Source organism: Pseudomonas pergaminensis, from assembly GCF_024112395.2.
Lineage (GTDB): Bacteria > Pseudomonadota > Gammaproteobacteria > Pseudomonadales > Pseudomonadaceae > Aquipseudomonas > Aquipseudomonas pergaminensis.
Window position 1 is genome coordinate 4,090,980 of record NZ_CP078013.2, and the last position, 19,313, is coordinate 4,110,292.

Consider the following 19,313-nt stretch of genomic DNA (forward strand, 5'->3'; position numbering starts at 1 on the left):
TCCTGGATTAAGTACGTGTGGCGCCACGGGCACTGGCGGCGAATTGGTCGGCAGGCAGCACATGCTTGCGCTCCAGCAGGTGATAGACCACCCAGGTCAGCACCAGCCCGAACACCATCACCCCGGACAAAAAGTACAAGCCCGACGCCAGGTTGCCGGTGTATTCCTTGAGCGCGCCGATCACGAACGGGCCGATATAGCCACCGAGGTTGCCCACCGAGTTGATCAAGGCAATGCCCGCCGCCGCACTGGCACCCGCGAAGAAGCGCCCCGGCAAGGTCCAGAACACCGCCGTGCAGGAAAACAGGGCAAACGCCGCCAGGCACAACGCGGCCATTTGCAGCACCGGCACACTGAGCCAGGCGCTGAAGAACAGGCCGATGGCGCCCAGTACATAAAGCACTGCAAGGTGGCCGTAGCGGTCGTTCAGGCGGTCGGAACTGCGCGGGATAATCAGCAGGCCGATGATGCCGAAGATATACGGCACGGCCGAGATAAAGCCGGTGACCAGGTCAGTGCCGCCGAACTGTTTGATCAGGGTCGGCAGCCACAGGCCCAGGCCGTAGATGCTCAGGGTCACCGGCAAGTAGAACAGCGCCAGCAACAACACGCGTTTGTCTTTCAACGCATGCAGCGGGTTGCCATGGCGGGTCTGCCCGTAGGCTTGCAGGTCTTTGGCGAGTTCGCCGGTGAGCCAGGCCTTTTCGTCGTCGCTCATCCAGGTGACCTGCTTGGGGCCGTCCGGCAAATAGCGCAGCACGGGCCAGGTCAGCAGGATCGCCGGGGTGCCGATCACGATGAACAGCCACTGCCAGCCGTGCAGGCCAAGGATGCCGTCCATGCCCAGCAAACCACCGGACACCGGGCCGGTGATCATCATCGCGATGGGTTGCGAGAGGATAAACAGCCCAAGGATCTTGCCGCGATGGCGCACCGGGAACCATTGGGTGATGTAGTACAGCACGCCCGGAAAGAACCCCGCCTCCGCCGCGCCGAGCAAAAAGCGCATGACATAGAAGCTGTGCGGCCCTTGCACGAAGGCCATGCCGATGGTGATGGCGCCCCAGGTGATCATGATGCGTGCAAACCAACGCCGCGCGCCGAAGCGGTCGAGCATCAGGTTGCTGGGGATCTCGAACAGGAAGTAGCCAATGAAGAACAACCCCGCACCCAGGCCATAGGCGGCGTCGCCGATGCCGACGTCGGCGCCCATGTGCAACTTGGCGAAGCCCACGGCGGAGCGGTCCACGTAGGCGATCAGGTACAGCAGGATCAGGAAGGGAATCAGTTTCAGCGTGATGCGCCGAATAAGCCGCAGTTCCTGGCTCATGGGGTCGATCTCCGATTGTTGTTTTTATAGAAGCTCGGGGGACGCCTCTCGCGAAAATCCGCCAGGGCCATACCTCAGTGAAGACCGACTATATAGTATGACTATTTGCAAAACAACTCTTCCAAAGCATCGATTTTGCGCTTATGTTTAAGCACGCATAGAACATATAGTCATACAATAAGAGAATCGATCATGCCTGATAAAAAGCCCGGCCTACGCTCTGCCCAGTGGTTTGGTACCGCCGACAAGAACGGCTTCATGTACCGCAGCTGGATGAAGAACCAGGGCATTGCCGACCATCAGTTCCATGGCAAGCCGATCATCGGCATCTGCAATACCTGGTCGGAGCTGACCCCGTGCAACGCGCATTTCCGCCAGATTGCCGAGCACGTCAAACGCGGCGTGATCGAGGCCGGTGGCTTCCCGGTGGAATTCCCGGTGTTCTCCAACGGCGAGTCGAACCTGCGCCCTACCGCGATGCTGACCCGCAACCTGGCAAGCATGGACGTGGAAGAGGCGATTCGTGGCAACCCGATTGACGGCGTGGTGTTGCTGACTGGCTGCGACAAGACCACCCCCGCGCTGCTGATGGGCGCGGCCAGCTGCGATGTGCCGGCCATCGTCGTGACCGGCGGGCCGATGCTCAATGGCAAGCACAAGGGCCAGGACATTGGCTCGGGCACGGTGGTGTGGCAGCTCAGCGAGCAGGTCAAGGCTGGCACCATCACGCTGGATGATTTCCTCGCGGCCGAGGGCGGCATGTCGCGTTCGGCAGGCACCTGCAACACCATGGGCACCGCCTCGACCATGGCGTGCATGGCCGAGGCATTGGGCACTTCCCTGCCCCACAACGCCGCGATCCCGGCAGTGGATGCGCGGCGCTATGTGCTGGCGCATATGTCGGGCATGCGTGCGGTCGAGATGGTGCGCGAAGACTTGAAGCTGTCGAAGATTCTCACCAAGGAAGCGTTCGAAAACGCGATCCGTGTGAATGCGGCCATCGGCGGTTCGACCAACGCGGTGATCCACCTCAAAGCCATCGCCGGGCGCATCGGCGTCGAACTCGACCTGGATGACTGGACCCGCATTGGCCGTGGCATGCCGACCATTGTCGACCTGCAACCCTCGGGGCGCTTCCTGATGGAAGAGTTCTACTACGCCGGTGGCCTGCCCGCCGTGCTGCGCCGTCTCGGTGAAGCCAACCTGATCCCGCACCCGAACGCCCTGACCGTGAACGGCAAGTCCCTGGGCGAGAACACGCAGGACTCGCCGATCTATGGCCAGGACGAGGTGATCCGCACCCTCGACAACCCAATCCGCGCCGACGGCGGCATTTGTGTATTGCGCGGCAACCTGGCGCCGCTGGGTGCGGTGCTCAAGCCGTCAGCCGCCAGCCCGGCACTGATGCAGCACCGAGGCCGCGCGGTGGTGTTCGAGAACTTTGACATGTACAAGGCGCGCATCAACGACCCGGAGCTGGACGTCGACGCCAACTCGATCCTGGTCATGAAAAACTGCGGCCCCAAGGGTTACCCAGGCATGGCCGAAGTCGGCAACATGGGCTTGCCCGCCAAGCTGTTGGCCCAGGGCGTGACGGACATGGTGCGGATTTCCGATGCACGCATGAGCGGCACCGCGTACGGCACGGTGGTGTTGCATGTGGCGCCGGAAGCCGCTGCCGGCGGGCCATTGGCCACGGTGCAGGAAGGTGACTGGATCGAACTGGACTGCGCCAACGGCCGCCTGCACCTGGACATTCCCGACGCAGAGCTGGCAGCACGCATGGCTGACCTGGCGCCCCCACAGAACCTCATTGTCGGCGGCTATCGCCAGCTGTACATCGACCATGTGCTGCAGGCCGACCAGGGCTGCGACTTTGACTTCCTGGTGGGCTGCCGAGGGGCTGAAGTCCCCCGGCATTCCCACTAATTGGGATGCTATGATGCTGCGAATTCAAGCCAGAGCCTCCCCGTAGTCATGGATCACCAGCCGCCCAAGCCGCGCAAGAGCCAGCATGCCCAGATCGTTCAGGACTTGGGCATGCACATCGTTTCCGGTCGCTTCAAGCCTGAAGAACGGCTGCCCATGGAGGCCACGCTCTGCGAGGAGTACCAGGTCAGCCGCTCGGTGTTGCGTGAAGCCACGCGGGTGCTCAGCGCCAAGGGCCTGGTGTATTCCAAGCCACGGGTGGGCGCGGTGGTGCGGCCTCGGTTGAAATGGCACCTGCTCGACCCGGACGTGCTGTCCTGGTTGATGCAGTCCACGCCCCACAGCGAATTCTTCAACACCCTGGCCGGGGTGCGGCGCATCCTCGAACCGGAGATCGCCGCCATGGCCGCGACCACCGCCACCGATGAAGACATCGCGACCATCGAACAAGCCTACCTGGGCATGGAAACCGCGCAGACCCACGAACAGCTGCTACAGGCCGACCTGGACTTCCACCGCGCCATTGCCGACGCCACCCGCAACGACCTGCTGGCCTACATGTGCAACATGCTGTCGCTGCCGTTGCGTGAGTCGATCAACATCACTAACCGCCGCCCGGACATCCAGGGCCTGAGCCTGCCCCGGCACAAGGCGATCCTCACCGCAATCCAGAACCGCGACGCCCTGGGCGCGCGGCACGCGTCGCTGGTGCAATTGGATGACACGCGGGTGGCGCTGGATACGGTGATGAATGTGCTCACGCCGCTCTGAGCGCCAGGCCAAAACCACGCGCTATCAGGTGAACACCGATTCAAAATGTGGGAGCGGGCTTGCTCACGAATGCAGGGTGTCAGTCACTGAATGTATTGGCTGACACACCGCATTCGCGAGCAAGCCCGCTCCCACAGGTATACCTGCGTACGCCTTATAGGGTGTAGGCGATCCCGACCTGAACGGTGCGGGGTTCGCCTGGGTAGGCATACACATTGCCGAACGCTCCCTCTTCATACTCGCGATTGAACAGGTTTTTCACGTCCAGGTTCAGCCGTACCTTGTCGTTGACCTTGTAGTAGCCGAGCAGGTCGACCACGGTGTAGGCGTCCATCGAGAATGCCGTGTTGGACGTCTGCCCGGCGCGCTCATCCACGTATTTAGCGCCGGCCCCCAAGCCGAGGCCTTTCAGCGTGCCGTCCTGGAATTCATAGACGTTGAGCAAGCTGAAGCTGTTGCGCGGGATGTTCAGCAAGCGCGTGCCAGTGCGCAGGGTGTTGTCCTTGGTGACTTCGGCGTCGACGTAGGCATACCCACCGATCACGCGCCACTCGGGGGTGATGTTGCCTGCCACATTCAGGTCCAATCCGCGGCTGCGTACCTGGCCGGCGGCGACGCTGAAGGTGGAGTCCAGGGGATCGGTGGTGAGCACGTTTTTCTTCTCGATCTGGTAGATCGCTGCGTCGACGCTCAACTGGCGATCGAGGGCTTCCCACTTGATGCCCATCTCATAGGACTTGCCTTTCTCCGGCTCAAAACCGCCGCCCTGGCGGCTGGCACCGGTGTTGGGCTTGAACGAGCGCGCGGCGTCGGCGTACACCGCGACGGTGTCGGTGAGGTCGTAAATCACGCCAACGCGGGGGGTGACTGCATTGTCGCTGGCTTCCCAGCTTTTACCGCCTGGTACATAAGTGTGGTAGTCGTGTTCGAAGCGTTCGAAGCGTGCGCCGGCCAGCACTCTCAGGCGTTCGGTGAGGGCCACCTGGTCCTGGACGAACGCGGCGTAGGTCTTGAGGTTTTCCTTGTCATGGGTCGGCGTGCGCGTGAGCGCCGGGCGCGCCTGGCCGTAGACCGGGTTAAAGATGTCGATGGCATAAGCGCCCACCGCGCCGCTGGAGCGCTGGATGATCGACTTGTAATCGTAGTCTTCGAACTCGACGCCGGTGAGCAGGGTGTGATCGAAGCCGGCCGTGGAAAAATGCCCGGTGAGGTTGAGCTGGGTGTCTTTGTCGGTCCACTCCAGCTTGCGGTAGTTGAAGTTGCGACCCAGGGTGCGGCCGTCAGCAGCCAGGCCGTTGGCTTCGATGGCGTTGCCTTGCAGGGTGCCGTCCAGCCATTGGAAACCGCCGCCCAGGGTCCAGTTGTCATTGAGCAGGTGTTCGAAACGCAGCTGGGCCATGCTGTTGTCATTGTGCAATTTGCCGACGTCTTTCTCGCCCCAGAAGGTGTCGCGCGACGGCGTACCCTTTTGATTCGGATAACGTGTCAGGCCACGGTCCAGCGGGTGATTGTTGCGCATGAAATCACCTTCGAAGATCACCTTGGTGGCATCGGTGGCTTGCCAGGTGATGACCGGGGTCACGCCGTAGCGTTCGGTTTCCACATGATCACGGAAGGTGTCGCCGCCCTCGCCCACCACGTTCAGGCGATAGGCCAGGCGGCCCTGTTCGTCCAGAGGCCCCGATGCGTCGAGTGTGGCGCGCTGCATGCCCTGGTCATCCAACTGGCTGCCGAGGGTCACGGTCGGCTCGGCCAATGGCTGCTTGGACACCACGTTGAAGGTACCGCCAGGATCGCCCCGGCCATAGAGCATGGTTGCCGGGCCGCGCAGGACTTCCAGACGTTCAATGGTGTTGGCGTCGGGCATGTTCGGATAGCCGCGGTTGATCGGGAAACCATTGCGGTAGAACTCGCCCGTGGTAAAGCCGCGCACAGTGAAGGTGGTGAGCCCTTGCCCGCCGAAGTTGTTGGCACGGCCAACGCCGCCGGCATAGTCCAGGGCGTCTTGCAGGCGGGTGGCGCCGATATCCTCGACCACCGCCTTGGACACCACACTGATGGACTGCGGGGTTTCGTGGATCGAGGTGTCGGTGCGCGTCGCACTGGCCGAGCGGGTGGCGTGGTAGCCCTGCACCGGTCCCTGGGCGGTTTCATAATCGGCAGTGCCGGTGATGCTGGTGGCTTGCAGCTCGATCGTGGCTCTTTCAACCGGCTCGAGCTGCGCCCAGCTCAAAGGGGAAAACGCTTGAAGCACACACACGGAAACCAGGGTACGACGCATGAGATGAACCTAGTGAAAGAGCCAGATGGAGCGGCATATCTGCCAATTTTTGTGCGGCGCAGGGTATACCAACTTTCACACCATTGATATGCATTCTCATTTGTCATGTTCAAATTTGTGCAAGCGTGCGCACGGTGGCGGCTAAGCTCAGGGTTCAGCCGGAGGATCCAGCCATGTGCGGACGACTTTCGCAGTACCGCGGCATTCATGATTTTGTGGCGGCCTTGAGCATGCCCAATGCCCTCGCCGATTCGGCGGGCGATCAGGCCCGCTACAACGTCGCGCCCTCCACCCTGGTGACGCTGCTGCATCTGGACAACGAGGTGCTGCACGCCGACCGCGTGCGCTGGGGCTGGCGCCCGCATTGGGCCAAGAACCGAGCAGCGCCGATCAACGCCCGCGCCGAAACAGTCGCCCACGGTGCGTTCTTCCGGGCGATCTGGCCACACCGTGCGATAACGCCGGTGGACAACTGGTTTGAATGGGTGGATGAAGGCGGCCCGAAAAAGCAGCCTTACCTGATACGGCGAAGGGACGGCGCGCCCGTGCTGTGCGCCGCCATCGGCCAGCTACCCGACGCCGATGAAGGCGCGGGCGAGCACGATGGGTTTGTGATCATCACCGCCGACAGCGCCGGCGGCATGGTCGACATCCACGACCGCCGGCCGGTGGTGCTCAACCCGGCACTGGCGCGTGAATGGCTGGACCCGGCGACAACCAAGGGCCGGGCCGAGCAGATGGTGCTGTTCCAGGGAGAACCTTGCGATGTGTTCGAATGGTTCAGGGTGGACACGGCGGTAGGCAATACGCGCAATGATGGGCCCGGTTTGCTTGAGCCCGTCGGCGATCAACCTCAGCGATAGCGTTCCAACCAATGCGCGTAAGGCGCAGGCAAGGTCCACGACGACTTCTCAACCCCCAGTTCCTTGGCTGCAAAGTAGGCCCAATGCGGGTCTGCCAGGTGTGCACGGCCCACTGATACCAGGTCCAGATGCCCGGCCTGCAACGCGCCTTCGGCCAGTTGCGGGGTGCCAAAGCCCCAGGCCGAAGTCACCGGGATACCGGCTTCACGACGCACACGCTCAGCAATCGGCCCCATGAATGCCGGGCCCCACGGGATGTTGGTGTCAGGGATGGTGAACCCGACGCTGACGCTCAGCAGGTCCAGGCCACCGGCTTTGAAACGACGGGCCAGTTCGATGGATTCGGTGAGGGTCTGCTCGTCGCGGCCATCGTATTCGATCACGCCGAAACGCGCGGTGAGCGGCAGGTTTTCCGGCCAGACTTCACGCACGGCGGCCAGGGTTTCCAGGAGGAAACGGCTGCGGTTGTCGAAGCTGCCACCGTAGGCGTCGGTGCGCTGGTTGGAGTGTTCGGAGAAGAAGCTCTGGCCCAGGTAACCGTGGGCGAAGTGCAGCTCGATCCATTCAAAACCGGCGTCGCGGGCACGGCGGGCAGCGTCGACGAAGTCCTGGCGCACCCGGGCGATGTCGTCCAGGGTCATCGCGCGCGGCACCTGCGGCAGGTTGGCACCGAAGGCGATGGCCGAGGGGGCGATGGTTTCCCAGCTGCGGGCATCGGAGGCGGCGATATGGTCGTCACCTTCCCACGGGCGGTTGGCGCTGGCCTTGCGACCGGCGTGGCCGATCTGGATGCCCGGCACCGAGCCGGCAGCCTTGATAGCCTTGACCATCGGCACGAAGGCCTCGGCGTGCGCATCGCTCCAGAGGCCGGCGCAGCCCGGGGTGATGCGGCCTTCCGGCGCGACGGCGGTGGCTTCGACCACCACCAGACCGGCACCGCCACGGGCCATGCTGGCCAGGTGCACCAGGTGCCAGTCATTGACGATGCCATCTTCGGCCATGTACTGGCACATCGGCGGGATAGCGATGCGATTGCGCAGGGTGACGTCTTTGAGGGTGAACGGTTCGAACAAAGCGGACATGGAGAACTCCAGGAGCGAGTGAGTGATTCGATAGTTCGATGGTAATCGAACTATGGTATTCAACGATACCCCCCTGTTATGATTCATTTCATGCGAGCCTTTAAACACCCTCCCCTTGAAGACCTGACCCTCGAACGCCTGCTGTACGCGTTGAGTGATCCGGTGCGCCTCGACATCGTACGCTGCCTGGCGGGCGTGCCCGAGGCCACCTGTGGCGAACTGGACGGCGGACGGCCCAAGTCAAGCATGTCCCATCACTTTCGCGTGTTGCGCGACGCCGGGCTGGTACATACCCGCAGCGTGGGGACCACTCATCTGAATTCGTTGCGTGCCGAGGTGCTTGAGGAACGCTTTCCCGGTTTACTCGGGTGCATCCTCGCGCAGCACTGAGCCAGGATCAGGCTGGCGGATCACCCTCCCCCTGCACAGCATCACGGCTCGGCGCACCGCCGAATTTGAGTGCACCAATCCGCCCTTGCAGCTGGTCGACAAATTGCTGCGCCTCCAACCGTGTGTTGAACATCATGCTCAGGTCACCCAGGCGCAGCAGGCAACCCTTGGGTGAATCCACGTCTTCCAACTCAATCTTCATACGTCCTCGCTGATTTAATTGGCACAGGCAGGCGTGGTCGCAGAGGCTCGCCATCCAGGTACACGCAGTCCTTGCCATTGCGCTTGGCTGCGTAAAGGTTTCTGTCAGCACATTTGAGTACCGTCGACAGGTCGGCACCCGCCGAAAAGCGCGCCATGCCCGCACTGCATGTGTAGTGGTGCGGCGGCGCGACACTGCACCGGATTGCCTGCAGCAGGCACAGGGCAAACTCGCTGGCGACGTCTGGGTCATCCCCCACCACCAGGACGCCGAACTCTTCGCCGCCGATTCGACCGAAGCTGTGGCTACCCTTTGTGGACTTCAGGCAAGCGGCCATGGCGCAAAGGATCTTGTCGCCAATGTCGTGACCGAATTGGTCATTCTTCAACTTGAAACTGTCGATATCCAGCATCATGAAATGACCGCTTTGCCCTGTTTCGATCAGTTTTTCGAAATTTTCCATAAAGGCGCGCCGGTTCAATATGGAGGTCAAATAATCGGTTTCCGCCAATTCGCGAAACTCACTTTCAACCAACAACACAGAACGCAGGTTTTTCAAGTAAGAAAAGTTCAGGTTAAAACCGAGCAGCACTGAAGATACACAAAATATCAACAGATACATCTCCAGCCCACCCGGCAAGCCTGTTTCAATCACCGCCCACATTACCCACCAGATTAATAGCGCACTGAATAAGTAATCATGAACGCTCACAAACAGGATGGAACTACTGATCACCAATGCTACGGTCAGCGGCAGTGACAATATGCGCAACTCGGGATTGGATCGAATAACATATGCGAAGCCGACCGACAGCACCACAATATAAACAACACCCAGTGCACGCCACATGAGAAAGTTAACGACAGCACGGTGCAACCTGTAAACCGCAAGCAACGTGAGTGTGCAGAGTGCAGCGTAAAAACCAAACACTTCCAGGGGATTAATCAACAGCACCGCCAACCACGCGACGATGCCGATCAACTGCGCTTGCGCCACCGCGGGTGACAGCAACCGCTGCATCCTCGGTCTGAGCTTTAAACTGGCCGGCATCCTGACACTCCCTGCGCATAAGCTGCCTAACTGTTGTGGATCTGGCTCAGTTCAACACTGTGCAGACCAGACGCAAACGTAAACGCCATGAACCTTCGCACCAGGCTAATAAACGGCGGCAGCACCTCCAGCTGGGTCTTGGAATGAATTTTGAAATAGCCCTTGTCGGCGCCCTCCTGTACCAGGCGGATCACATGGGTTTTGGACACGGAAAGCTGCTGTGCCAGCGCCAGGTAAGAAGACGATCTGAAACTTGCGCCATTGCTGCCCTGCCCGCAGGCGTCGTTATAAATAGCCAGCATCAGCATGTGGCCGCCGTCGCGCTTGACCAGCCAATAGCACTCAGGCAACAGCACATCAATTGCCAGCTTATTGTTCAGCAGCGTCGCATAGCCTTTGAAGTAGAGGGCCAGGAATGCCCGATCATCCAGTTCGCGCAATTGCGTGAACACCGCTCGTTCAGGGCACATCACCGCCAACGGGTCGGTGATGGACGTCATCATCACCCTCACCTCTCGGCACGCCTGCGTTGATGGCGTGAAGGTCCGGAAGCGGCTGTCTTCCGGATTCACCCTGACGTGCATGAAGCCCAGCGCCCTGAAGAGCAGGAAAATGGATTCGAGGCTGTTTCTCGAACAGAACCCCTGTGCAACGCAGAAGGCTTTGACTTCACACAACAACGGCATCGGCTTGGAAAAGTATTCGCTCAACAAGGCGAAAGACACCATCAAACGGCTGTACTTAAGCGCACTTTTATAGAAAAACGGTCTTTTCGAATAGTTATCGAGCAACACCGCGTAGTGCGCCCGAATGCTCGATTCAAAATCCACATGCCGCTCAAATGCCTGCGCGGAATGATCGATTGCCAACTTCAACGACCTGACACACATGAGATAGAGCCCTGATCAAACAACTTCAATTCACTGATCTTGGCCGCAGGTTCTCTGCGCCCAGGTCTCACAACAACTCACGTCGTAAACGCTGCCAGTGCTGGCGTTTTGCCCGTACGCAATGTATCGCGATTACTCCACATGACATCATGGCTACCAAAATTGTTCCAAAATCTTCCTCACAATGACATCTATATGTCCATCCGCACTCTTGTGACATTTGCTTACATCTATTCCCAACCCTACCAAATATGGTCTTAAGTGCCACCATATAAATACGCTAGGGTCTCGCAACTGCTCAACTAACAAGAAGATAGCGTGCAAACGCAGCGCCGTAATAAATAACTAACTCGTCGCCACCGATGCCTACATTTCGAGCGGATTAAACCCATGAAACTTTCGACGAAACTCGGCATTGAGGTGGTCAGTGCCATTGATAAAAGCACAGTACTCGCCCGAATGAGAAACCGTCATGAATAGCTCGATCATCCTGTTTGCCGACACTATTGAAACCAAAATCAACCAAATCGTGGAAAACGCGCGCGTCTTGCAGCAACACGGGCATGAAGTCATGGCGGGCAACGTCATTGAACAAGCGCATGTCGTGCTGGCAGCGCTTGAGGTGCTGCGCCAGGAAGAGATCGACATTCGCGGCACTTAAACGATTCAGGCGCCAGGCGAACCTTTGTCGTTAACCCGCGTCCGAGCTTAGGCACTGTTGCTTACCGCTCGCGAGGTTCTCGTTTGAAAGCCGCCATCATCAAAAAGTACCGCCTGATCATCAAGACCATGGGCTACGTGGGCTGGGCGCTATTCTGGCTGTTGTTGTGGGACGTCGCCGTCACCGTGGACTTCATGCTGTTCCTCACCTACAAAATCAATCTGCCGCTGATGCCCCTGACCCTGCTGGGTTCGGCGCTGGTGGTGCTGATCAGTTTTCGTAACAGCAGCGCCTACAACCGCTGGTGGGAAGCCCGTACCCTGTGGGGCGCGATGGTCAACAACTCGCGCAGTTTTGCGCGCCAGGTACTGACCCTGCTGGATGATCCCGACGACGAAGTGAACCCGGTCAAGGCCACCCTGCTGCGCCGCCATGTGGCCTATGTGAATTGCCTGGCCGCGCACCTCAAGGGCCAACCGTGCCCCGAAGAAGTCCGCGCGTTTATCCCCGGCGATGAGTTTGCGCGTAACGGCGCCACCAACAACTTTGCCAACGATATCCTCACCGGTTCAGCGGCGTTGCTGGCACGGGAGTACAAGGTCGGTCACCTCGACAGCATTCGCCTGGCACGGCTGGAGTCGACCCTGGTGGATTTGTCCAACGCCCAGGGCGGCATGGAACGGATTGCCAACACCCCGCTGCCCTACCCCTACGTGTATTTCCCGCGCCTGTTTATCTCGCTGTTCTGCTTGATCGTACCGGTGGGCCTGGTGGAGTCCCTGGGTTGGTTCACCCCGCTGGCCTCGACGGTGGTGGGCTTCATGCTGCTGGCCATCGAGCGTATCGGCACCGACCTGCAAAGCCCGTTCAACTCCAGCGAACACCAGATCCAGATGGACACCATCTGCGAAACCATCGAGAAAAACCTGCAGTCGATGCAGCGTGATGCGCTGGGTGGCGAGCGCATCGGTTAAACCCTCCCTTCGGCCTCAAGTGCGTGCTCCCTCAGTCGATATACAGGGAGTACGCATGGGCCACACCCCTCTCATAACAACACATGCGACGCTCGACGCTACTGTTTTCTCCTTGCCAAAATTATAAATACCCGCGGGTGAAGTCATGAATATCAAGCAAAAGCTGACCTGGGCATTTGCGGCCATCGCGTGCGTGCCGGTTATCCTGGTGGCCGTGCTGGTCGTGTTGAATCTGCGCGAGGGGGCCCAGGCCAATTTCCTCGACAGCAGTGGCCGCGAGATCCGCCAGATCGACAATGGCATGAAGCAGTTCTTCGATGGCATCAGCCAAAACGTCGACTATGTGGCCAAGGACCCGCGCGTTGTCGCGGCCAAGGACCTCAAGAGCTACGCCGGCGCCGACGCCGCACAAATCCCTCTCACGCCGACCAACACGGCGCTGCTGGAGATTTTCGACCAGTTCGCCAAAAGTCATCCGAGCACCGCCTACCTGTCCCTGGGCTTGAAGGACGGCGGCTACGCCAGTTGGCCCGACGATACCAAACTGAACAATTACGACCCGCGCGTCCGCCCCTGGTACCAGGCAGCCATCGCCGCGCCGGGTAAAACCGTGCGCACCGGCGCCTACTATTGGGCGCCGGACGATGTGACGCTGATCGGCACCGTACACACCGTCGCCGACGCCACCGGGAATATCCTCGGCGTGGTCGGCCTGGACGTGTCGCTCAAGCAACTCACCGAACTGGTGCGCAACATCAAGCTGGGCGACAGCGGCTACCTGATGCTGGTGGAAGGCAACGGCAACGTGCTGGTCGACCCCAGCGATGCCAAGCACAACTTCAAGCCCCTGGCCGACCTGGGCCCCAACTACGCCGAACTGGCCAAGCGCGGCGACGGCGTAAGCCAGATCGACATCGATGGCGTGGCCTACATGGCCAACATGGTCAGCTCCAAAGACCTCGGCTGGCGCTTTATCGGCCTGATCAAGCGCGACGAAGTGATGGCCGGCGCCACCCGCCTCACCTGGTTGATCGCGGCCATTGCAGCAGTGTTGGCCCTGGTATTCGCGATTGTCGGCGCCAGCTTTGCCAGCGTCATCGTGCGCCCGATCCGCGGCGTGGCCGACGGCCTGCAAGAAATCGCCGAAGGTGAAGGCGACCTGACGCGCCAGCTCAAGGTGCAAGGCAAGGACGAAACCGCCAGCCTGGCCGGTTGGTTCAACCAGTTCCTGAGCATGATCGCCCAGTTGGTGCAGCGCATCGGCAACGCCTCGTCCGACCTGCAGACCGCCGCCGCCGACACCAGCGAAGTGGCCCACAACATGAACCAGGCTGCCGGCCGCCAGCGCGAAGCCGTGGAACTGGTGAGCACCGCGTTCAACGAAATGGTGGCCACCGCCAACGAAGTCGCACGCTCCTGCAGCGCCGCCGCCACCAGTGCCGACGAAGGCTACCGCGACGTGCACGACGGCCAGCAGCACATCGGTGAGGCCACCGGCAGCGTGCTCAAGCTCAGCGAAGACCTGCAACGCTCCACCCAGACCATGCAGCAACTGGAGCAGGACAGTAAAAACATCAACACCATCCTCGACACCATCCGCTCGATTGCCGAGCAGACCAACCTGTTGGCGCTCAACGCGGCGATCGAGGCCGCGCGCGCCGGCGACCAGGGCCGAGGCTTTGCGGTGGTCGCCGACGAAGTCCGCGCCCTCGCCCGCCGCACTGCGGACTCCACCGGCGAGATCGACAGCCTGCTCGGCAACCTCGCCCGCCGCACCCAGGAAGTGACCCAGCAGATGCAAGGCAGCCTGTTGGTGTCTCACACCAGCGTGGAACGTATCCAACAGGCCCGCGACAGCTTCGACAAGATCCGCGGCTCGGTGGACTCGATCCGCGACCAGAACACCCAGATCGCCACCGCCGCCGAAGAACAACACCAGGTGGCCGAAGAGATCAACCGGCACATCGCGCAGATCCATGCCGATGCACAACTGGTGGAAGGCTTCGCCCACTCGGCGCAGACCGGATCAGGGCGACTGACGGATATTTCGGGTCAGCTCAAGGGGTTGGTGGGGCGGTTCAAGTTCTAACAGGCCGGCGAGTGCGCAGAGCAACAATTTACGGCGAGCGGGCTTGCTGTGGTGAGCGGGCTTGCCCCGCGCTGGGCTGCGAAGCAGCACCCTATAAATCCACCGAGTTAATCCAGATAGATCTCGGTGCCCGGATTGGGGCTGCTTCGCAGCCCAGCGCGGGGCAAGCCCGCTCACTACACGTTGCGTGCACCTTATAAGTATCACGTCAGATCCTGGGCGACATTTAGCCACACGCCATCATCGCAGCACCTGTAATAGTCTATTGCAGGACTATAATGTACTAACCAGTTACTTATCTTGCTAAAATCGCGTCTTTGCCCTCTCACATTCGAGTCCTTTCGACATGAAACGAGCATCGCGCGCCGCTGGCGCCTCTAGATTATTACTGCTGGGCCTGGGCGTGATCATCGCCCTGCTCGGCCTTGCGCTGGCCATTGGCGGCGTCAAACTGGTCAGCCTGGGAGGTTCCTGGTACTTCCTGATCGGCGGCGCGGTCATGGCGATTGCCGGGCTGTTGATTGCCGCTCGCAAGCCGGCGGGTGCCTGGCTGTTCGCGGCCTTCCTGGTCGGCACGGCCATCTGGGCGGTGGCGGATGTGGGCCTGGTGTTCTGGCCCTTGTTCTCCCGCGTGTTCATGTTCGCGGCCATCGGCATGGTGGTGGCACTGGTTTACCCATTGCTCGTCAATCGGCCTGCACGCGGCGCCTATGCCGTGGCGGCGGTATTGGCGGTGGGCGTGGCAGTGGCGGCAGGCAATATGTTCGTCGCTCACCCAAGCGTCGCACCGACCGGTGCCGGCCCTGGCATCACGCCGGTGGCTGCAGCGGATGCGCAGAAAGACTGGGCGCACTACGGCAACACCGAAGGTGGCAGCCGCTTTGCCGCGCTGGACCAGATCAACCGTGACACGGTCAACAAGCTCAAAGTGGCCTGGACCTATCACACCGGTGATGTAGCCATCAGCGACGGCAACGGTGCCGAAGACCAACTGACGCCCCTGCAGATCGGCAACAAAGTGTTCATCTGCACGCCGCACAACAACCTGATCGCCCTGGACGCCGACACCGGCAAAGAGCTGTGGAAGAACGAGGTCAACGCCAAATCGGCGGTCTGGCAGCGTTGCCGTGGCATGGCCTACTTCGACGCCACCGCGCCAGTTGCCCAGCCGACCCAGCCCAACAGCTCGCCGATCATTGCCGCCAGCGTTCCCGCCGGTGCGCAGTGCCAGCGTCGCTTGCTGACCAACACCATCGATGCACGCCTGATCGCCGTGGACGCCGACACCGGCAAGTTCTGCGAAGACTTCGGCACCCATGGCCAGGTGGACCTGAAAGCCGGCCTGGGTAACGTGCCGGACAGCTACTACCAACTGTCCTCGGCACCGCTGATGGCCGGCACCACCGTGGTGGTGGGCGGCCGCGTGGCCGACAACGTCCAGACCGACATGCCCGGCGGCGTGATCCGTGGCTTCGACGTGATCACCGGCCAGATGCGCTGGGCTTTCGACCCGGGCAACCCGGAAGACAAAAAAGCCCCGGCCGACGGCAGCACCTATGTGCGCAGCACCCCGAACAGCTGGGCGCCGATGTCCTATGACCCGCTGATGAACACCGTGTTCTTGCCGATGGGCAGCTCGTCCACCGACATCTACGGCGTGGAACGCACCCAGCTCAACCACAAATACGGCGCGTCGGTATTGGCACTGGACGCCTCCACCGGTACCGAAAAGTGGGTGTACCAGACCGTCCACAATGACCTGTGGGACTTCGACCTGCCGATGCAGCCAAGCCTGATCGACTTCACCCCGCCAGGCAGCGACAAAGCCGTGCCTGCCGTGGTGATAGGCACCAAGGCCGGGCAGATCTACGTGCTCGACCGCGCCACCGGCAAGCCGCTCACCGACGTGCAGGAAGTCCCGGTCAAAGCTGCCAACATCCCTAACGAACCCTACTCGCCCACCCAGCCAAAATCGGTCGGCATGCCACAGATCGGCGCACAGACCCTGACCGAATCGGACATGTGGGGCGCCACTCCCTACGATCAGCTGCTGTGCCGCATCGACTTCAAGGGCATGCGCTACGATGGCCTGTACACCGCGCCAGGCACCGATAAATCCCTGAGTTTCCCGGGTTCGCTGGGTGGCATGAACTGGGGCAGCATTTCCACCGACCCGGTGCACGGCTTTATCTTCGTCAACGACATGCGCCTGGGCCTGTGGATCCAGATGATGCCGTCGCAGAACAAGGCCCAGGCCTCGTCCGGTGGCGAAGCGCTGAACACCGGCATGGGCGCCGTGCCGCTCAAGGGCACACCGTATGCCGTGAACAAGAACCGCTTCCTGTCGGTGGCCGGCATTCCGTGCCAGGCGCCACCGTTCGGCACCCTGACCGCGATCGACATGAAGACGCAAAAGGTCGCCTGGCAAGTACCGGTCGGCACCGTTGAAGACACCGGCCCCCTGGGCATCCGCATGCACCTACCGATCAAGATCGGCCTGCCAACCCTCGGCGGCACCCTGTCGACCCAGGGCGGCCTGATCTTTATCGCCGGTACCCAGGACTTCTACCTGCGCGCGTTCAACAGCGGCACTGGTGATGAAATCTGGAAAGCCCGCCTGCCCGTCGGCAGCCAAGGCGGCCCGATGACCTACGTGTCGCCGAAAACCGGCAAGCAGTACATCGTCATCACCGCCGGCGGCGCACGCCAGTCCACCGACCGCGGCGACTACGTGATCGCCTACGCCCTGCCATAACCCCCTCCAGGCGCGGTGCCCCTCGCACCGCGCCTTTTGCTTTGGAAGAACCCGCATGACCCCCTCTTCTCATCTTTCCCTTGGGCGCCTGCTGCTCGGCCTGGCCCTGGGTGCCGCGCTGCCGGTGCAAGCCGATGACACCACCCTGACCGGCGACTGGGGCGGCCTGCGCCGTGAACTCGACGAGCAAGGCATCCGTTTCACCGGCGACTACAGCGGCGAAACCGCCTACAACGCCCACGGCGGCCAGCACCGCTCGGCGCGTTACTCGCAAAACCTCAAGCTCGGTGTGCAGTTCGACCTGGGCAAGCTCTACGGCTTGACCCATGGCGACCGCATCCAGCTCACCGTCAACGACCGTCGCGGCAACAGCGCCTCCGAGGACCTGGTGGGCAATCGCCTACCGATCCAGGAAAACTACGGCGGCCTCTATACCCGCCTCACCGAGTTGAGCTACGAACGCACGCTGTTCACCCCGGCGCTGAACGTCAAGCTCGGCTACATGGCCATGGGCAATGACCTTGGCGGCCTGGACAGCGGGATTTTGTGCAACTTCATGAACGCCGGTTTCTGTGGGCACCCACTGAACATGTCCGGCGGCAGCGGCTGGACCAACTACCCCAACGCACGCCTGGGCGCACGAGTGAAATATGACTTCGCGCCGTCTTGGCAGCTGCGCGTCGCCGCGTTCAACGTCGACCCGGACAGCAACGGCGACTCCAGCCGCGCCTGGCACTTGAGCCCCAAGCACACCACCGGCACCGTGGTGCCCATCGAGCTGGTGTACAAGCACGCAGGCCGCCTGCCAGGGGAATACAAACTGGGCTATTACTACGACAGCTCCGACGTCAAACGCATCGGCAACAACAAGGAGGTCAGCGGTCGCGGCGGTCACTACCTGCTGGTCGACCAGGCGGTGTGGGCGTCCGACGCATCCGCCGGCCGCGTGCTGCATGCCTTCGGCCAATATTCGGCAGCCAGCGAAGCAGCCTCGCCGTTCAGCAAGTGGTATGGCGCGGGCGTGGTGCTGTACAAACCGTTCGAAGGCCGTCCGCGTGACACCCTGGCCCTGGGTTATGGCCGTGCCGTACCCAACCCGCGCAGCCGCGATGTGCAGGAACTGGCCGCCTTCAACGCCGGGACCGACTACCCCAACCTGAACAATGCCGAGCAGTTGATCGAACTCAGCTACGGCTACCAGGCCACCCCCTGGCTGACCCTGCGCCCGGATGTGCAATACATCATCGAGCCGGGCGCGTTTTCTGGCGAGAATATCGATAACGCGCTGGTGTTGGGCCTGCAGGTCAAGGCGGTGTTCTGAAGCGGCTCAGTCGTCGCCCGACGGCAAGGCCCTGTTCGCCTGTTCGAGCGCAGTAATGCGCTCGACTTTCTTCCCGGAGCGCTCCGCTTCGAATTCCGACGCCAGAAACACTTTGACGATGCTCTTGGCCAGCTCGGGCCCGATCACCCGTGCACCAATGGACAGGATCTGCGCATCGTTGCTCTTGCGCGCGCGCTCGGCCGAATAGGTGTCATGGGCCTGGGCCGCCCGCACGCCCTTGATCTTATTGGCGGAAATCGCCATGCCGATGCCAGTGCCGCAAATCAACACGCCCAGGCGCTGTTCACCCGCCCCCACCGCCGTAGCCACGGCCGCTGCAATGTCCGGGTACAGCACCGGGCTGGACGAATAGCAGCCAAAATCCTCGACCCCATGCCCGAGGCTTTCGATAAAGCCCTTGAGCATTTCCTTGAGTTCAAAGCCTGCCTCGTCGCATCCGATCGCCACCGAAAACGTCGTTTGTGCACCCATTACTGTTTCTCCGCCAGACCGATCAAATGATCACTCAATGAAAATATGCACAAACATTAGCAGGCGACAGGCAGGCGGCTGTCAAGGCTTATTTAAAGAGCCCTTACCCTAAAAACTGCAAAACGACAGAACCTCCCTGGCCGAACCATTGACAAAACCGGCTCAAGCAGTTTAAACATATGATCATTATCCGATCATATGATCAGCCTATTGGATAAAACGACCTAATAAC

At 61.2% G+C, this 19,313-nt stretch carries 15 protein-coding genes and 2 pseudogenes; 10 read left to right on the forward strand and 7 right to left on the reverse strand.

What is annotated here, in order from left to right; all coding sequences use genetic code 11:
* Nucleotides 1-7: 7 nt before the first annotated feature.
* Nucleotides 8-1,330, reverse strand: a complete 1,323-nt coding sequence (locus KUA23_RS18445) for an MFS transporter (protein ID WP_078049095.1) — start codon at nt 1,328-1,330, stop codon at nt 8-10.
* A gap of 192 nt (nt 1,331-1,522) precedes the next feature.
* Here KUA23_RS18445 and KUA23_RS18450 point away from each other — a divergent pair, with 192 nt between their 5' ends.
* Together KUA23_RS18450 and KUA23_RS18455 are read left to right on the forward strand one after the other, a co-directional pair.
* Nucleotides 1,523-3,259 carry an IlvD/Edd family dehydratase gene (locus tag KUA23_RS18450; RefSeq protein ID WP_099491878.1) on the forward strand — a complete coding sequence of 579 codons (1,737 nt, stop codon included), beginning with the start codon at nt 1,523-1,525 and terminating at the stop codon, nt 3,257-3,259.
* A 48-nt stretch (nt 3,260-3,307) separates the two neighbouring features.
* Nucleotides 3,308-4,030: a FadR/GntR family transcriptional regulator gene (locus KUA23_RS18455; RefSeq protein ID WP_078049097.1), complete on the forward strand. Its 723-nt coding sequence runs from the start codon at nt 3,308-3,310 to the stop codon at nt 4,028-4,030.
* Nucleotides 4,031-4,184: 154 nt separating this feature from the next.
* Here the strand turns inward: KUA23_RS18455 and KUA23_RS18460 are convergent, their stop codons facing one another.
* Nucleotides 4,185-6,311 (reverse strand): TonB-dependent siderophore receptor, encoded by a 2,127-nt coding sequence (locus tag KUA23_RS18460; RefSeq protein ID WP_252992590.1) that lies wholly within the window; start codon nt 6,309-6,311, stop codon nt 4,185-4,187.
* A 173-nt stretch (nt 6,312-6,484) separates the two neighbouring features.
* Here KUA23_RS18460 and KUA23_RS18465 point away from each other — a divergent pair, with 173 nt between their 5' ends.
* Nucleotides 6,485-7,174 (forward strand): SOS response-associated peptidase, encoded by a 690-nt coding sequence (locus KUA23_RS18465; RefSeq protein WP_252992591.1) that lies wholly within the window; start codon nt 6,485-6,487, stop codon nt 7,172-7,174.
* On the opposite strand, the gene KUA23_RS18470 is transcribed toward KUA23_RS18465, so the two are convergent.
* Complete coding sequence (locus KUA23_RS18470; protein WP_078049100.1) at nt 7,165-8,256, reverse strand: NADH:flavin oxidoreductase/NADH oxidase; 1,092 nt, start codon at nt 8,254-8,256, stop codon at nt 7,165-7,167. The genes KUA23_RS18465 and KUA23_RS18470 overlap by 10 nt on opposite strands.
* Nucleotides 8,257-8,334: 78 nt before the next feature.
* Here KUA23_RS18470 and KUA23_RS18475 point away from each other — a divergent pair, with 78 nt between their 5' ends.
* On the forward strand, nt 8,335-8,646 hold the full coding sequence (locus KUA23_RS18475; RefSeq protein ID WP_078049101.1) for an ArsR/SmtB family transcription factor: 312 nt from the start codon (nt 8,335-8,337) through the stop codon (nt 8,644-8,646).
* Between the two features lie 7 nt (nt 8,647-8,653).
* Here KUA23_RS18475 and KUA23_RS18480 read toward each other — a convergent pair whose 3' ends face one another.
* Genes KUA23_RS18480 through KUA23_RS18490 form a run of 3 tightly spaced genes read right to left on the reverse strand, consistent with a single transcriptional unit; the run spans nt 8,654 to nt 10,768 of the window.
* Entirely contained in the window at nt 8,654-8,848 is a 195-nt protein-coding gene (locus KUA23_RS18480; protein ID WP_100520203.1) for a hypothetical protein, read from the reverse strand.
* Nucleotides 8,838-9,899, reverse strand: a complete 1,062-nt coding sequence (locus KUA23_RS18485) for a GGDEF domain-containing protein (RefSeq protein ID WP_252992592.1) — start codon at nt 9,897-9,899, stop codon at nt 8,838-8,840. The genes KUA23_RS18480 and KUA23_RS18485 overlap by 11 nt, the downstream gene beginning before the upstream one ends.
* 26 nt (nt 9,900-9,925) lie before the next feature.
* Nucleotides 9,926-10,768 carry a hypothetical protein gene (locus tag KUA23_RS18490; RefSeq protein ID WP_252992593.1) on the reverse strand — a complete coding sequence of 281 codons (843 nt, stop codon included), beginning with the start codon at nt 10,766-10,768 and terminating at the stop codon, nt 9,926-9,928.
* A gap of 493 nt (nt 10,769-11,261) precedes the next feature.
* On the opposite strand from KUA23_RS18490, the gene KUA23_RS18495 reads away from it, so the two are divergent.
* The 6 genes and pseudogenes from KUA23_RS18495 (at nt 11,262) to KUA23_RS18515 (ending at nt 18,589) form a co-directional block, all read left to right on the forward strand.
* Nucleotides 11,262-11,450 (forward strand): hypothetical protein, encoded by a 189-nt coding sequence (locus KUA23_RS18495; protein ID WP_252992594.1) that lies wholly within the window; start codon nt 11,262-11,264, stop codon nt 11,448-11,450.
* An 83-nt stretch (nt 11,451-11,533) separates the two neighbouring features.
* Complete coding sequence (locus KUA23_RS18500) at nt 11,534-12,424, forward strand: bestrophin family protein (RefSeq protein WP_010211227.1); 891 nt, start codon at nt 11,534-11,536, stop codon at nt 12,422-12,424.
* A 145-nt stretch (nt 12,425-12,569) separates the two neighbouring features.
* A pseudogene (locus KUA23_RS30410) lies at nt 12,570-13,649 on the forward strand (cache domain-containing protein); the annotation flags it as partial.
* 321 nt (nt 13,650-13,970) lie between these two features.
* A pseudogene (locus KUA23_RS30415) lies at nt 13,971-14,513 on the forward strand (methyl-accepting chemotaxis protein); the annotation flags it as partial.
* A gap of 346 nt (nt 14,514-14,859) precedes the next feature.
* Entirely contained in the window at nt 14,860-17,268 is a 2,409-nt protein-coding gene (locus KUA23_RS18510; RefSeq protein WP_252992595.1) for a glucose/quinate/shikimate family membrane-bound PQQ-dependent dehydrogenase, read from the forward strand.
* Nucleotides 17,269-17,323: 55 nt separating this feature from the next.
* Nucleotides 17,324-18,589, forward strand: a complete 1,266-nt coding sequence (locus tag KUA23_RS18515) for a carbohydrate porin (protein WP_252992596.1) — start codon at nt 17,324-17,326, stop codon at nt 18,587-18,589.
* Nucleotides 18,590-18,595: 6 nt separating this feature from the next.
* On the opposite strand, the gene rpiB is transcribed toward KUA23_RS18515, so the two are convergent.
* Nucleotides 18,596-19,081, reverse strand: coding sequence for a ribose 5-phosphate isomerase B (gene rpiB / locus KUA23_RS18520; RefSeq protein ID WP_100490347.1), 486 nt, complete (start codon nt 19,079-19,081; stop codon nt 18,596-18,598).
* Nucleotides 19,082-19,313 lie beyond the last annotated feature (232 nt).

Bases quoted from the DNA above. Each gene is read 5' to 3' on its own strand.
- KUA23_RS18460 (WP_252992590.1), bottom strand. From the start codon at position 6,311: ATGCGTCGTACCCTGGTTTCCGTGTGTGTGCTTCAAGCGTTTTCCCCT.
- KUA23_RS18470 (WP_078049100.1), bottom strand. From the start codon at position 8,256: ATGTCCGCTTTGTTCGAACCGTTCACCCTCAAAGACGTCACCCTGCGC.
- KUA23_RS18485 (WP_252992592.1), bottom strand. From the start codon at position 9,899: ATGCCGGCCAGTTTAAAGCTCAGACCGAGGATGCAGCGGTTGCTGTCA.
- KUA23_RS18465 (WP_252992591.1), top strand. From the start codon at position 6,485: ATGTGCGGACGACTTTCGCAGTACCGCGGCATTCATGATTTTGTGGCG.
- KUA23_RS18510 (WP_252992595.1), top strand. From the start codon at position 14,860: ATGAAACGAGCATCGCGCGCCGCTGGCGCCTCTAGATTATTACTGCTG.
- KUA23_RS18495 (WP_252992594.1), top strand. From the start codon at position 11,262: ATGAATAGCTCGATCATCCTGTTTGCCGACACTATTGAAACCAAAATC.
- rpiB (WP_100490347.1), bottom strand. From the start codon at position 19,081: ATGGGTGCACAAACGACGTTTTCGGTGGCGATCGGATGCGACGAGGCA.
- KUA23_RS18450 (WP_099491878.1), top strand. From the start codon at position 1,523: ATGCCTGATAAAAAGCCCGGCCTACGCTCTGCCCAGTGGTTTGGTACC.
- KUA23_RS18455 (WP_078049097.1), top strand. From the start codon at position 3,308: ATGGATCACCAGCCGCCCAAGCCGCGCAAGAGCCAGCATGCCCAGATC.
- KUA23_RS18445 (WP_078049095.1), bottom strand. From the start codon at position 1,330: ATGAGCCAGGAACTGCGGCTTATTCGGCGCATCACGCTGAAACTGATT.
- KUA23_RS18475 (WP_078049101.1), top strand. From the start codon at position 8,335: ATGATTCATTTCATGCGAGCCTTTAAACACCCTCCCCTTGAAGACCTG.
- KUA23_RS18515 (WP_252992596.1), top strand. From the start codon at position 17,324: ATGACCCCCTCTTCTCATCTTTCCCTTGGGCGCCTGCTGCTCGGCCTG.
- KUA23_RS18480 (WP_100520203.1), bottom strand. From the start codon at position 8,848: ATGAAGATTGAGTTGGAAGACGTGGATTCACCCAAGGGTTGCCTGCTG.